General features: G+C 44.0%; 14 protein-coding genes. 13 read left to right on the top strand and 1 reads right to left on the bottom strand.

What is annotated here, in order from left to right; genetic code table 11:
- Positions 1 to 537 precede the first annotated feature (537 nt).
- The 3 genes from gcl (at position 538) to glxR (ending at position 4,048) form a co-directional block, all read left to right on the top strand.
- A complete protein-coding gene (gcl, locus tag L4D12_RS09230; RefSeq protein WP_428447542.1) occupies positions 538 to 2,280 on the top strand; it encodes a glyoxylate carboligase in 1,743 nt (580 codons plus the stop codon).
- Between the two features lie 67 nt (positions 2,281 to 2,347).
- The gene (gene hyi, locus L4D12_RS09225; protein WP_428447541.1) at positions 2,348 to 3,130 is read left to right on the top strand and encodes a hydroxypyruvate isomerase; all 783 of its coding nucleotides are present in this window, start codon (positions 2,348 to 2,350) and stop codon (positions 3,128 to 3,130) included.
- Between the two features lie 33 nt (positions 3,131 to 3,163).
- On the top strand, positions 3,164 to 4,048 hold the full coding sequence (gene glxR, locus L4D12_RS09220; RefSeq protein ID WP_428447540.1) for a 2-hydroxy-3-oxopropionate reductase: 885 nt from the start codon (positions 3,164 to 3,166) through the stop codon (positions 4,046 to 4,048).
- 222 nt (positions 4,049 to 4,270) lie between these two features.
- Here the strand turns inward: glxR and L4D12_RS09215 are convergent, their stop codons facing one another.
- Positions 4,271 to 5,464, bottom strand: a complete 1,194-nt coding sequence (locus L4D12_RS09215; RefSeq protein WP_428447539.1) for a NupC/NupG family nucleoside CNT transporter — start codon at positions 5,462 to 5,464, stop codon at positions 4,271 to 4,273.
- Positions 5,465 to 5,702: 238 nt separating this feature from the next.
- On the opposite strand from L4D12_RS09215, the gene L4D12_RS09210 reads away from it, so the two are divergent.
- From L4D12_RS09210 to L4D12_RS09165, 10 genes are all read left to right on the top strand, one after another.
- Positions 5,703 to 5,921: a DUF7079 family protein gene (locus tag L4D12_RS09210; protein ID WP_428447538.1), complete on the top strand. Its 219-nt coding sequence runs from the start codon at positions 5,703 to 5,705 to the stop codon at positions 5,919 to 5,921.
- Positions 5,922 to 6,113: 192 nt separating this feature from the next.
- Positions 6,114 to 6,368, top strand: coding sequence for a DUF7079 family protein (locus L4D12_RS09205; RefSeq protein ID WP_428447537.1), 255 nt, complete (start codon positions 6,114 to 6,116; stop codon positions 6,366 to 6,368).
- A 242-nt stretch (positions 6,369 to 6,610) separates the two neighbouring features.
- Positions 6,611 to 7,318, top strand: a complete 708-nt coding sequence (aphA, locus tag L4D12_RS09200; RefSeq protein ID WP_428447536.1) for an acid phosphatase AphA — start codon at positions 6,611 to 6,613, stop codon at positions 7,316 to 7,318.
- 608 nt (positions 7,319 to 7,926) lie between these two features.
- Positions 7,927 to 8,649: a hydrogenase nickel incorporation protein HypB gene (hypB, locus tag L4D12_RS09195; RefSeq protein ID WP_428447535.1), complete on the top strand. Its 723-nt coding sequence runs from the start codon at positions 7,927 to 7,929 to the stop codon at positions 8,647 to 8,649.
- A 9-nt stretch (positions 8,650 to 8,658) separates the two neighbouring features.
- Positions 8,659 to 8,901 (top strand): HypC/HybG/HupF family hydrogenase formation chaperone, encoded by a 243-nt coding sequence (locus L4D12_RS09190; protein WP_428447534.1) that lies wholly within the window; start codon positions 8,659 to 8,661, stop codon positions 8,899 to 8,901.
- Positions 8,901 to 10,028 carry a hydrogenase formation protein HypD gene (hypD, locus tag L4D12_RS09185; protein WP_428447533.1) on the top strand — a complete coding sequence of 376 codons (1,128 nt, stop codon included), beginning with the start codon at positions 8,901 to 8,903 and terminating at the stop codon, positions 10,026 to 10,028. Before L4D12_RS09190 ends, hypD begins: the two co-directional genes overlap by 1 nt.
- Positions 10,018 to 11,022, top strand: a complete 1,005-nt coding sequence (gene hypE, locus L4D12_RS09180; RefSeq protein WP_428447532.1) for a hydrogenase expression/formation protein HypE — start codon at positions 10,018 to 10,020, stop codon at positions 11,020 to 11,022. Before hypD ends, hypE begins: the two co-directional genes overlap by 11 nt.
- Positions 11,022 to 11,366 carry a hydrogenase/urease nickel incorporation protein HypA gene (gene hypA, locus L4D12_RS09175; protein WP_428447531.1) on the top strand — a complete coding sequence of 115 codons (345 nt, stop codon included), beginning with the start codon at positions 11,022 to 11,024 and terminating at the stop codon, positions 11,364 to 11,366. Before hypE ends, hypA begins: the two co-directional genes overlap by 1 nt.
- Before the next feature lie 91 nt (positions 11,367 to 11,457).
- Positions 11,458 to 12,603: a nickel-dependent hydrogenase small subunit gene (hyaA, locus tag L4D12_RS09170; RefSeq protein ID WP_428447530.1), complete on the top strand. Its 1,146-nt coding sequence runs from the start codon at positions 11,458 to 11,460 to the stop codon at positions 12,601 to 12,603.
- Between the two features lie 2 nt (positions 12,604 to 12,605).
- On the top strand, positions 12,606 to 14,309 hold the full coding sequence (locus L4D12_RS09165; protein ID WP_428447529.1) for a nickel-dependent hydrogenase large subunit: 1,704 nt from the start codon (positions 12,606 to 12,608) through the stop codon (positions 14,307 to 14,309).
- The last annotated feature ends 7 nt before the right edge of the window (positions 14,310 to 14,316 follow it).

Genomic DNA, 14,316 nt, shown 5'->3' with positions numbered 1-14,316 from the left:
TCTCATCATTTTTCTATGATTTTCAATATGAAACATACACCTGACATAAGTCAGTCTTTTAGCGAATAATCACTTCGGTGTGGATACATTTAAAGCAAATATACCGGTAATTTGTAACTGTTTATGTCTAATGAGTATTCAATGGCCTGTAATTATAATGTGAGAATGAGAATAAATTGAATGAGGGAATATTATGGTCAATGAATGTTGGCGTTGTGATTTTATCCCCCACTTTAACAGTGTACTGATGAATATTAATAACGTCTGTGTTTCGATATGTTTATTCTTTCTTATTTTGACAAGACGTAGAATTTTGCTCTTAATGTGGAGTTGATTATTGGTTAAATATTACTTCTCTCAAAAAAAAGCAGTCTTACTTTAATTTATGTTTCAAATTGGAACGTTGTGGTGAAAATTGAAGGTTTCATTTTGAAGCATTTTTGATTTTTTGCGGCGGTCATTTTTTTGTCAAATAATCTTCCCAACAGCAATGATTCAATTCGTCACCATGCGGTGCGGAGTTTTTGGAGAAGTATTATGTCAAAGATGAGAGCGATTGAAGCGGCAGTTTTAATCATGAAAAAAGAAGGGGTAGAGGTCGCGTTTGGTGTCCCTGGTGCCGCAATTAACCCGCTATACGCAGCATTGAAAAAGCTTGGTGGCATTGAACACGTATTAGCGCGTCACGTTGAAGGTGCATCTCACATGGCAGAGGGTTATACCCGTGCTAAAGATGGCAATATCGGTGTGTGTATCGGGACATCTGGTCCTGCGGGCACAGACATGATTACCGGGCTTTATTCTGCGTCTGCGGACTCTACGCCAATTTTGACGCTAACCGGGCAGGTGCCAACGGCTAAATTGCACAAGGAAGATTTCCAGGGTGTTGATATTGAAGCGATTGCGAAACCCGTGACAAAAATGTCAGTGACTATTCGCGAAGCGGGTCAGGTTCCTGGCACTTTCCAAAAAGCCTTCTATGAAATGCGTTCTGGTCGTCCAGGTCCTGTACATATTGATTTGCCAATGGATGTACAGATGGCGGAAATCGAATTTGATATCGATTTGTATGAGCCACTAGAACCCCATAAACCTAAAGCAACACGCGCTCAGGCAGTACGCGCATTACAAATGTTGAATGAAGCCGATAAGCCGTTGCTTGTTGCTGGTGGTGGCATCATTAATGCTGGTGCAGCTGAGTTACTTCAACAATTTGCTGAAATTACTGGTGTGCCTGTGATCCAAACGCTACGCGGTTGGGGGGCGATCTCTGATGATCATGAGCTGATGGCTGGCCGCATGGGGTGTCAGGCGAACCATCGTTACGGTAACGCAACCTACTTAGAATCTGATTTTGTTTTTGGTATCGGTAACCGCTGGGCAAATCGTCATACCGGTGCACTAGAGACTTATACCAAAGGTCGCAAGTTTATCCATGTTGATATTGAACCGACGCAAATCGGTCGTATTTTCAGCCCTGATCTTGGCATTGTGTCTGATGCAGGCGAAGCATTGAAAGTGTTTGTTGATGTTGCAAAAGAGATGCAATCGCGTGGCGAACTGAAATGCCGTGCTACATGGGTGGGTGAATGCCAAGAGCGCAAGCGCACCATGCTTCGTCGTACTGATTTCGATAATAACCCAGTAAAACCACAACGTGTTTACCAAGAGATGAATGCGGTATTTGGTCCTGAAACGCGCTATGTAGCAACCATCGGTAATGCGCAAATTGCAGCCAACCAGTTCTTGCATGTGCATCGTCCGCGTCACTGGATTAATTCATGTCAGGCGGGTCCTCTTGGGTGGACAATGCCTGCGGCGTTAGGCGTGGTGAAAGCCGATCCAACCACGCCAGTCGTCGGTGTGTCGGGTGATTATGACTTCCAATTTTTGATGGAAGAGCTGGCTGTGGGTGCTCAGTTTAAACTGCCTTACATCCATGTACTCATCAATAACGCGTACCTTGGTTTGATTCGACAGTCTCAACGTGCTTTTGACATTGATCACTGCGTTCAGTTGGACTTTGAAAATATTAACGCCCCGGAAGTGAATGGCTACGGTGTGGATCACGTGTCGGTTGTTCAAGGACTTGGCTGTAAAGCGATTCGTGTGTTTGACCCAGAAGAGATCCAGCCAGCACTGCGCAAAGCTCAGCAATGGTTGAAAGAGTTCCAGGTGCCTGTTGTCGTTGAAGTGATTACTGAACGTGTAACAAATATCGCGATGGGTCCAGATATCGACAAAGTGATGGAATTTGAAGACATCATCGACTTGGATTAATTGATTTACCACTTTCCCTCAACAACGAGTTAGAGGGAGAGTGCCAACAACATTGAATGGAGTGACCATGCCTAAATTAGCAGCCAACTTATCCATGCTTTTCACTGAATATGACTTTATGGATCGCTTTGAAGCGGCATCGAAAGCAGGCTTTCGTGGTGTTGAATATTTATTCCCATACGACTACGAAGCACAAGCAATTGCAGAAGAATTGTATCAATTTGGTTTAACCCAAGTGCTGTTCAATCTGCCTGCTGGCGATTGGGCGAAAGGGGAGCGTGGTATCGCATGCCATCCGGATCGTGTTGAAGAGTTCCGTAACGGTGTTGACAGCGCTATTCGTTATGCAAAAGCGCTGAAGTGTGAGCAAGTAAACTGTCTGGTTGGCATTAAACCAGAGCATGTATCAGAAGAAGACGCATACCACACGGTGATCGACAATCTGAAATTTGCATCCGCAAAGCTAAAAGCGGAAGGCATCCGTTTGATCATGGAAGCGATTAATACTCAAGATATGCCGGGCTTTTTTGTGAATAGCACCGAGAAGGCACTGCGTATTGTCGCTGAAGTGGGCGAGGAAAATTTAGGTTACCAGTATGACATTTACCACATGCAGATTATGGAAGGTAACTTGGCGCGGACGTTGAAAGACAAGCAAGCCAATATTGCCCATATTCAATTGGCTGATAATCCTGGCCGCCATGAACCAGGAACGGGTGAAATTAACTACCCATTTTTGCTTAAGCACATTGATGAGATTGGTTACCAAGGCTGGATTGGCTGTGAATACGTGCCCGCCACCACAACAGAAGCTGGCCTTGGCTGGCTGAAAGAATACAACCTAATTTAATGGCATAAAGAATTGAGAATCGGAGATAGAAAAATGGCAAATATCGGTTTTATCGGCACAGGCATTATGGGCAAGCCAATGGCAAAGAATCTGCAAAATGCAGGCCATACCTTGTATTTCTCTGAGCACTTCGAGTCAGCCCCCGCAGATTTGTTGGGTGATAATGGTTTTGCTGCGCCGACGCCTGCCGCAGTTGCTGAAGCGTGTGACTTTATCATAGTGATGGTACCAGATACACCACAAGTGAATGACGTTCTGTTTAGTGAAATGGGTATCGCACAGGGGTTATCTGCGAATAAAGTGGTGATTGACATGAGTTCAATTTCACCAATTGCGACCAAAGAATTTGCGAAAAAAATCGAGGAATTGGGCGCATTCTACCTTGATGCTCCGGTATCTGGCGGCGAAGTCGGCGCCATTAACGGAACGCTTTCTATCATGGTGGGTGGTCGTGATGAAATTTTCGAACGTGCAAAACCGCTGTTCGACATCATGGGACAGAACATCACACTTGTTGGTGCTAACGGCGATGGCCAGACGTGTAAAGTAGCGAACCAAATCATTGTTGCATTGAACATTGAAGCTGTGTCTGAAGCGCTTGTATTCGCATCAAAAGCGGGTGCCAATCCAGCGAAAATTCGTCAGGCACTGATGGGCGGCTTTGCCTCTTCAAAGATTCTGGAAGTGCATGGTGAGCGTATGATCAACGGTACGTTCGACCCTGGTTTCCGTATATCACTGCACCAGAAAGATCTGAACTTGGCCTTGGAAGGTGCACGCGCCCTAAACATCAATTTGCCAAATACGGCAACAGCGCAAGAGCTATTCAATACGTGTGCATCGCTGGACGGTTCTAACTGGGACCACTCTGCGATGATCAAAGCGCTTGAGCATATGGCGAATCATTCAATCCGTTAAGTTTTATATTCAATGGGTCAGGGAGCACTTCTGATCTGTTTGTAAAGATAACAGCTGATAATCGTCGTTGTTCTAGATGTTATCGAAGACGCCTATTTTATGAATAGGCGTCTTTTCATTGTCGATGAAAAAATCGGCCACAACGGGGGTTGTGACCGACAATGAGTTTTTTATTCTCGCGTTAATGAACTAAAACAAAATACTTATTGTTTGAATTAGTTATTAAACCATCATGATGTTGGCAATCATCGCTGAAAGGATGCTCACCAATGTTGAACCATATAGTAGGCGTAGGCCGAAGCGAGCAACCATATTCCCTTTCTCTTCATTTACCCCTTTCACCGCGCCGGCAATAATACCGATAGAACTGAAGTTCGCGAAAGAGACCAGGAAGATAGAAATCGTGCCGACAGTGTGCGCAGACAAGCTACCAAGCTGATCTTGCATTGCCATCATAGCGACAAATTCATTTGAGATTAATTTAGTCGCCATAATGCTGCCTGCCTGTAAGGCTTCACTGGCTGGGATCCCCATTAGCCATGCAATAGGGTAGAACACATAACCAATCAGATCTTGGAAGCTAATACCGAAGGCGAAGGAGAAACCAGCGTTAACCATTGCGATCAGTGAGATAAAGCCGACTAGCATTGCCGCAACGATTACCGCGACTTTAAAACCGGTTAGAATGTATTCACCCAGCATTTCGAAAAAGGTGAGTCTTTCAATTTCGTCACCACCAATCATGTCATCAAAATCGATTTCTTCTTCATGATTATAAGGGTTGATGATCGACAGGATGATAAAAGTACTGAACATGTTGAGGAATAAGGCGGCAACAACATATTTAGGGGCGATGAGCTGCATGTAAGAGCCGACGATTGACATCGAAACAGTCGACATAGCCGTCGCAGCCAATGTGTACATGCGACGTTCAGACATTCGGCCTAGAATATCTTTGTAAGTAATAAAGTTCTCAGACTGGCCCACCATTAATGCACTGATTGCGTTAAAGGATTCCAGCTTACCCATACCGTTAACTTTAGATAGCAAATAACCAATGGCTCGTATAACTACTGGCAATACTTTGATGTGTTGTAAGACACCAATAAGGGCTGAAATAAAGACAATCGGCATTAATACCTGTAAAAAGAAATCAAAACCATCTTTATTGATTAAGCTACCAAAGACAAAGTTTGTTCCTTCGGATGCAAATGACATTAGGCCATTAAAGGCACCCGCAAATTCGGTGATAATCCCTATTCCCGTCGAGGAATTGAGTAAGAAATAAGCCAGCCCCATTTCAATCACAAGAAGTTGAATAATATAACGGATTTTTATGTTCTTGCGATCTTTGCTAGCTAATAAGGCGAGGGCTGCAACAACCGCAAGGCCAAAAAGAAAATGTAAATAAGGCATAACTGATACATCCAATAGTGATTATCATCAAACTTTTTGCAGATGCTATCCCTGTGATCAACAAAATAAGGTGATGAGTCTCTCGTTTTTGTTCTGTTTTTGCTCGATGTAGGCAATGATTACCAAATGTGTTGAAAGAAATAGCACCTAGCTTCTTACTGTGTAGACGGATAAAATTTACAATCACTAATTCTGAAATCTGACATTTATAGAACACAAGGGATTGTATTATGAGAGGATGGCTTCGATGGTGATCTCAACGGTTTATGACTTAGGTGTGCGTAGGCAACTTTGGATAACCTTATCTGAACTCTTTTTAGACTGTGATCGTGAATCATATTATTCAATTATTGCCAAAGAATGTGCGTGTTCACCCTACACTATTGATGAATTATACCCAAGCCACCTCAAGATGTTCGTTTCAGCGAGAAGGTATTGGCTTCTAATCAAGGCGTAGATTTGTAGACATAGTGGCTCTACGTTAAAAATCTGCAACGAGGAGTAGAAGCCAATAAGTCTCGCCCTTTGGGAGTGATTCAGCGCAATCACTTCGGTGTCAAATACCCTTGAAAGGGAGCACCATTCCTTCAGACATTTTCCTAGAATTGAATGCGCTGAGCTCACTCTGAATCCTGCATTTTGAGGTAGCTTGGGTATACTTAACATTTTAAAACATGAGGTTACGCCTGTTTGTGGTGGCAATTTATGTTGTGTCGCGGGTGTCTGGGACGGTTTTGACGAATCTTGGCTAGTCGATTCAATTGAAGAAGAGATAAAGAAGAATAAAAAACATCGCATTAATATTTGTCGTAAAATTTACCATATGTATATTTATCGTGCTTTTATTGAAGAATCATGGATAGTGATTGTGGCTGAGATCAGAGAAATCCGCGGATTATTTTGATGGATAATTTGTGTCATTACTATTAGATAGCACAATTAGTTTATAAAGTGGTGTGTGGGTAAATATTAATTTAGCTCATATTTTAAACAGCAAGGTAATATACATGAAATCGTATTTTTATGTATTCTTGCATATTAATGTGATCTATCTATCATTTTTGTCGTTTTTTGAGGAGTAGTCTTCACGCTTCAACGTGTTAGTCACTGTACAAATATTAAATAACTGTATTCAAAGGAATCATAATGCATTTTAATAAAACACTTGCGATGACGATCAGTGCTCTTTTATTAGCATCATCTTGTGTTTCAGCTAAGCCGCTTGAAACCATCGATATGCAGACTTATATCGCGCAATCTCCAACTGACAAGCAATATGAAGATATCGATTGGGTATCTATTTCTGAAATTCAAAAAAATCTACCCGCTCAACCGATTACTGTTGGTTTAGATATTGATGATACATTGTTATTCTCATCCCCTGTATTTTATTATGGCCAGCAGAAATATTCTCCAAACTCATATGCTTATTTAAAAGATCAGGACTTTTGGAATGAGGCTAGTACTGGCCTAGATAAATTCTCGATTCCTAAAAAGTCAGCCGTTGAGCTTGTAAAAATGCATTTGAAGCATGGTGATACAGTTTATTTTGTCACTGGCCGTACTGCTCCAGAAGGCCAAGAGACATTAACAACCATGATTCGTAATATATTCCCTAAAGAATATCGTGATCAGATCAAACCGGTTGTGTTTGCCGGAGGCTTAGAGAAAGAGAAGCAGCTAAAAGCAGCGGGTATCACACAATACTACGGTGATTCAGACGCTGATATTACCAGTGCACAACACATCGGAGCAAAAGGCATTCGATTCCTAAGAAATGCACAGTCAACTTACACACCAATGCCACAAGCTGGTAAGTATGGCGAAGCGGTGTTGATTGACTCTAATTATTAATAATTGTCACTATTTTAGTATTGTAATTTAAATTTGTTATTAATTATTTTCTTTATGTTTCATATTAGGAGCTGAATTTAGGTTTCTGCTAATTTGATATATTTTAAGCCTAGGTGTTAACACCTAGGCTTTTTTTTTGACTAAATATTTAAGCTGAGAATTTATCACTTCAAGGTAATAAATATATTTATCAAGAATAGTGAAGGGGGAGTCTATGATACTGATATGTATCAGTGTGTAATTGCCCTGATGAACTGTGTATTTGTTTGTCGCTGTATTGTTGTGCAATGTATTGATTATAGAAATAAAAATAGAAATTTAGATTGATCATTTGTGCATTTATATGGAATGCTTTAACCATTAACATGGCTAATAAGAGTCATATTACTATCTCTTTTTTGATAGGTAGTTGAACGCACAGGTTAGATTGCAATTTTCAAGAGTTTTTAATTCTAAGTTTATGAATTTATTTGATTTAATTTAGCATTGTATACGTTGAGTTATTTATCGAGTTATATATTCATAGTCTATTAATAGTGAGTTAACTCTATCTAATCAAATGCGACAAGAAAAGTAAATTAATAAACAGAATATATTTGGGAGTTGTTATGTGTAAAGATTGTGGCTGTTCATTGACCGATCATCACCATCATCATGATGGCCTAGTTCAAAACCCTCAACTTAACGATAAAAAAACACTCAGTGTTATTCATAAAATTCTCGATAAGAACGATATAGAAGCCGCGCATAACCGTGAACATTTTGAGTCACACGGTGTTAAAGCATTCAATTTAATGAGTAGCCCAGGTAGTGGTAAAACGACCTTGCTAGAGCATCTTCATCAGCATACGTCATTGCGTTACGCGGTTGTTGAGGGGGATTTAGAAACCTCCCGAGATGCCGATCGTCTTAAAGCGCAAGGCATTGAAGCGTATCAAATTCAAACCGGTTCCGCGTGTCATCTTGATGCCTTTATGGTTCATAGTGCACTTCATCACTTGCCTTTGGATAATCTTGATATCTGTTTTGTTGAAAACGTCGGTAACTTAGTGTGCCCGGCTAGTTATGACGTGGGTACTCACAAAAACATTGTGCTGGTTTCCGTGCCAGAAGGCGATGACAAAATTGAAAAATACCCCGTGATGTTTCGCCGCGCTGACTTGGTGCTACTGACCAAAACAGATTTATTACCGTACTTTGATTTTGATGTGCAAGAAGCACGTGAACAGGTTGCGAAGTTAAACCCTAATGCCGTTGTCATGGACGTTTCGGTTAAACAACCAGAAACGCTGATCCCCGTTGTGGAATGGCTAACCAACAACAGTAAGTGAGATTGAGCAATGTGTTTGTCTGTACCATCAAAAATTATCGCCATTGATGACAAAAATTTTAGTATCACTGTCGAGTCACTGGGCGTACAGCGTAAAGTGAGCCGCCATTTATACATGGAACCGCTCGAGCTGGGTGACTATGTGCTGATCCACATTGGTTTTGTGATGAATAAAATCGATAAAGCCGATGCTGAGCAAAGTCTTGCTCTTTACCAAGAGTTGATTGAAAAGCTCGATGGTGGGAACGAATAATGCTCGACTTGAAACAGCTTTTCGATGGGTTTCGCAACCCTGAAACCGTTCGCCATTTAGCTGATGCAATCCGTCTTGAGGCGGTAAAATTGCCAGAATCACTCAACATTATGGAAGTGTGTGGTGGTCATACTCACACCATTATGAAGTTTGGTCTCAAGGCGCTACTACCAGAAAATATCCAGTTTATTCATGGTCCGGGTTGCCCGGTCTGTGTGATGCCGAAAGAGCGTATCGATCACGCGATTACATTAGCGGAACAGCCCGACGTTATTTTGGTGACTCTGGGTGACATGATTCGTGTGCCGGGGTCAAAAGGGAGTTTGGCTGAATGTCGCGCCAAAGGCGGTGATGTTCGACCTCTTTATGACCCGCTTGATGCATTGCGTATTGCAGAAGAAAATCCGACCAAAACTGTGGTGTTTTTCGCGATTGGTTTTGAAACATCGACACCAATGACCGCGGTGCTGCTGCAACAAGCTGAAGCCAAAGGTATAGACAATCTGCTTTTTCATATTAACCACGTACTCGTGCCACCTGCGGTTGATGCGGTGATGGACGATCCTCAAGTGCGTGTTAATGCGTTTATTGGTCCTTCACATGTCAGCGTGATACAAGGTGCCGATATCTACCAACCGTTGGTTGAAAAGTATCAAACGCCGGTTGTCGTTTCAGGTTTTGAACCCGTTGATGTGATGGAAGCGGTGCTGCGTATTGTGCGTCAAAAAGCAGCGGGCGAAACCAGCGTTGATATCCAATATAGCCGCGCCGTTAGCCCTGAAGGCAATGTTGGTGCACAACAATTGGTGCAATCGTGTTTCGAAACCCGTGACGAGTTTCGTTGGCGTGGTTTAGGCCCTATCAAAAATTCAGCGCTAAAGCTGAAACCGCAATTTGCCCATCGTGATGCAGAACTTCGTTTTGATTCCGTACTGACCCATGAAGAAATCAATGACCACAAAGCGTGTCAATGTGGCGATATTCTTCGTGGTTTAGCTAAACCTGCAGATTGCAGAGTATTTGGTCGAGGCTGCACTCCGCAACGACCATTGGGTAGTTGTATGGTGAGTTCAGAAGGGGCGTGTAACGCTTACTATCGTTATCAAGGGGTTCTCAATGAAAAGTAAAAATATCCAATTAAGTCATGGTGGCGGCGGCGAAGAAATGAGCCAGTTGATCAAAGGGATGTTCTTTTCGGCCTTTGATAACGACATTTTGCGCCGTGAAGAAGATGCGGCTGTGTTAACACTGACAGGCAACACTGCGTTTACTACCGATAGTTTCACGGTCTCACCATTGATATTCAACGGCGGCGATATTGGCAAACTTGCTATAGCGGGGACGGTGAACGATCTCGCGATGATGGGTGCGAAGCCGCAATACCTAAGCTGCAGCTTCATTCTTGAAGAAGGCTTGCCGTTCGACACGTTGAAAACCATCGTAAACAGCATGGCGAAAGAACTGAAAGTCTCAGGCGCTCATATTGTTTGTGGTGATACCAAAGTGGTTCCTCGTGGTTGTGCTGACGGTATCTTCATTAATACCACAGGGCTTGGGCAGGTTAAGCAATCGGGCATCTCAGTCAGTCGTTTACAAGAGGGCGATGCGATTATTGTTTCGCGCGATATTGGTTGTCATGGTGCAACGGTATTGATGAGCCGTGAAGGTTTGGAGTTGACTTCTGAACTGCAAAGTGACTGCGCAACGTTATGGCCTGTGGTTGAAGCTCTGATTTCTGCGGGTATTGATATCCATGCCATGCGTGATGCCACTCGTGGCGGTTTATCTGCCGTGGTGAATGAGTGGGTTCGTGCTTCTAATGTTGGTATTACCCTCGATGAAAAAGCGATCCCGGTGCGTGATGAGGTCCGCGGTCTTTGTGAGCTCTACGGCATGGAACCCTTTGATCTTGCCAATGAAGGTACATTTATTCTGGCATTGCCCGCAGATCAGGCTGAAGAAGCTATTGCGATTATGCAGCATTTTGCTTGTAGCCAGAATGTCGCGCAAATCGGTGACGTTAACCTGCGTCAGCAAGGCCGCGTATTGCTGACTACGCCATGGGGCAGTCAGCGTTATCTTGACTGTCCTCAGGGCGAGCTATTACCGAGGATCTGTTAATGCACGAATATTCAATTGTCAGTGCATTGATTGATCAGTGTGAAAGCCATGCGCGTGAAAATAATGCCTCAAGTGTGACACGAGTGGCGATCAAAGTGGGTGTGCTCAGCGGTGTTGAACCCACGTTGCTCAAAACCGCCTTCGAGACATTCAAGCAAGAAGGGGTTTGCCGAGACGCTATCTTAGAAATGCAAATTCAGCCACTGGTGATTATATGTCATCAATGTCGGCAAGAATCGTTAATGGAGGCACGACAGGTGATGTGCCCTCATTGTCAAAGCCTTGATACCAAGGTTATTGACGGCGAAGAGTTGCTATTGATGCAACTTGAACTGGAAGCGTAATTAACGCTTGTTTAGATGACTTGCACTTAGGTGCTTATCATCACTACACAGTGCTAAGAACTTACTAAAACAACAATAATAAGGATAAGCAATGGATACACATGCTGCCCTCTATGAGCAAGGTAAGGCGCGGCTTGAGCTGCTGCGTAAACTGCCTGCCAATAAGCAACAACCTTTGCAAGAACGGTTGGAAGAAAATGGCATTACCCGCCGAGACTTCATGGTTTGGAGTGCAACCCTGACTGCAGCGTTGGCCTTACCGATGCCATTTAGCAGCTTGGTGGCTGAAGCCGCAGAGCTGGCTGATCGTGTGCCTCTAATTTGGTTGCACATGGCCGAGTGTACAGGTTGTTCTGAATCATTGATCCGTTCATCGACGCCAGATATTAGCACCTTGATTTTTGATCATGTTTCTCTGGAATATCAAGAGACGCTAATGGCTGCTGCAGGTTGGCAAGCGGAAGAAAACCTTGATGCTGCGATGCGTGATTATAAAGGCCAATATTTATTGGCTGTGGAAGGTGCTGTTCCAACTGCAAACGGCGGTTCATTCTTAACCTTAGGCTGCAAAGGCCGTACCGGTTTAGAGATGGTTAAGGAAGTGGCGGCAGGCGCGGCTGCAATCATTTCAGTGGGTACTTGTGCCTCATTTGGTGGTGTCCAAGCAGCAAAACCGAACCCAACGGGGGCGAAAGGCGTGCACGCGGTTATCGATCGCCCTGTCGTTAACCTTGGTGGTTGTCCTCCAAGCTCATCGAACATTGTCGGCACACTGATGTACTTCATCATGTTCGGCAAGTTGCCCGCGCTTGATATGTTTAACCGTCCTAAATGGGCTTATGGCGCACGTGTACACGATAACTGTGAGCGTCGTGGTCACTTTGATGCGGGTGAGTTTGTTGAAGAGTTTGGTGATACTGCCGCCGAAAATGGTTACTGCCTGTACAAATTAGGCTGTAAAGGTCCCTACACCTATAACAACTGTCCACAATTACGATTCAATAATCACACTAGCTGGCCAGTGATGGCTGGTCACGGCTGTATTGGTTGTTCTGAACCTGATTTTTGGGATGACATGGCGGACTTTGAAAAACCGCTTGGTCGTCAATTACTTCACGGGCTTGATGCCACTGCCGACACCATTGGTGCGGTCACCCTTGGTTTAACCGCTGTGGGTATTGGTGTGCATGCCGTAGGTAGTTTATTTGCTGGCGCTTATAAAGATGAGGATAAATAAGAATGAGCAAGCGTGTTGTAATTGATCCAATCACCCGTATTGAAGGCCACCTGCGCATTGAAGTCGAAGTTGACGAAAACAATGTGGTAGAAAAAGCGTGGGCATCATCCACACTATTTCGAGGTCTTGAAATTATTTTGAAAGGCCGCACTCCTTTTGACGTGGGCTTATTAGTTCAACGTATTTGTGGTGTCTGTACTTTCTCTCATTACCTTTGTGGTACTAAAGCAGTAGAAGATGCGATTGGTGCAAGTGTGCCAATGAATGCGCAATATCTTCGCTCTATGATGCTTGAAGCGCTGCATATGCATGACCATATCGTGCACTTTTACATCCTGCACGGCCTCGACTGGATAGATGTTGTTTCTGCTCTTAAAGCGGATCCAGCCAAGGCCGCCCAGGTTGCAATGAAATATTCAGATACGCCAATGGCTGCCGGTGAAGGTGAGCTACGTGCGATTCAGGAAAAAGTGAAAAAGTTTGTTGATACAGGCAAGCTTGGTCCATTCGCGAACGCATACTGGGGCAACCCGTCTTACTCATTCACGCCTGAGCAAAACCTGATCGGTCTGTCGCACTACTTTAAAGCGTTGGAAATCCAGCGAGTGGCTGCTGAAATGATGGCGATTTGGGGCGGCAAAAACCCACACCCACAATCTGTCGTAGTTGGTGGTATCACTTGCGTGCGTGACATGATTAACCCTGCGCGTCTCCAAGAGTGGTCTCAGCGTCGAGCAACGGTCGTCGAGTTTATCGAACGTGCTTACCAAGCTGACCTTATCATGGCGGCTGATGCTTACGGCAAAGAGCCTTCAGTGCTTGGCGGTGTAAATGTAAGAAACTTCATGTCGACTGACGACGTATTAGTGGGCCAAGATCAATACCTATTCCATAGCGGTATCGTGCGCAATGGCGATCTTGCCAACGTAGAAAACATCGACCCCTTCAAGATTGAAGAAGATGTGACGCACTCATGGTATAGCGCGCCGGGCGCGCAGCATCCATTAGATGGCACAACAATTCCTGAGCACACGCCATTTGTTGAGCGTGAAACGGTATTTGGTAAATTGCCAACGGTTGACGGTGCAGGTAAATATTCTTGGGTTAAATCACCGCGCTATGCTGGCGAGCCTGTAGAAGTCGGCCCATTGGCGGCGGTGCTGGTTAACTATGGTCGTGGTGTACCTGAAGTCGTAGAGGTGGTTGATGGCTTCTTGGCGCGTACGGGTTTACCAAAAGAAGCGTTATTTACGACGTTGGGTCGTACTGCGGCGCGCATGCTACATACCCTGGTTCAGGCTCGTTATGGTAACCGTACCTTTGATGCGTTAGTGAATAATATTCAATCTGATACCTCGACATACATTGCACCAAACCTTGATGCTGATAAAGAGTACAAAGGTTTTGCGATGATCGAAGCACCGCGTGGTTTGTTAAGTCACTGGATCCGCATTAAAGGTGGTCTGGTCGAAAATTATCAGGCCGTAGTGCCAACCACATGGAACGCTGGTCCGCGAGATGGTAACGGTAAAGTTGGTCCGTATGAAGCATCTCTGGTTGGCCTGAAGTTGGATGATCCAACGAAACCACTCGAAATCCTTCGTATTATTCACTCATTTGACCCTTGTATGGCATGTTCAGTTCACGTGATGGATTACAAAGGTCAATCATTGAGCGAGTTCCGTATCGATCCAAGCGCGATTTAAGGGGGTC

This window comes from Photobacterium nomapromontoriensis, assembly GCF_050336815.1.
Taxonomy (GTDB): Bacteria; Pseudomonadota; Gammaproteobacteria; order Enterobacterales; family Vibrionaceae; genus Photobacterium; species Photobacterium nomapromontoriensis.
Note: the sequence above shows the minus strand (reverse complement) of the source record. Positions and strands in the feature narration are given on the sequence as shown.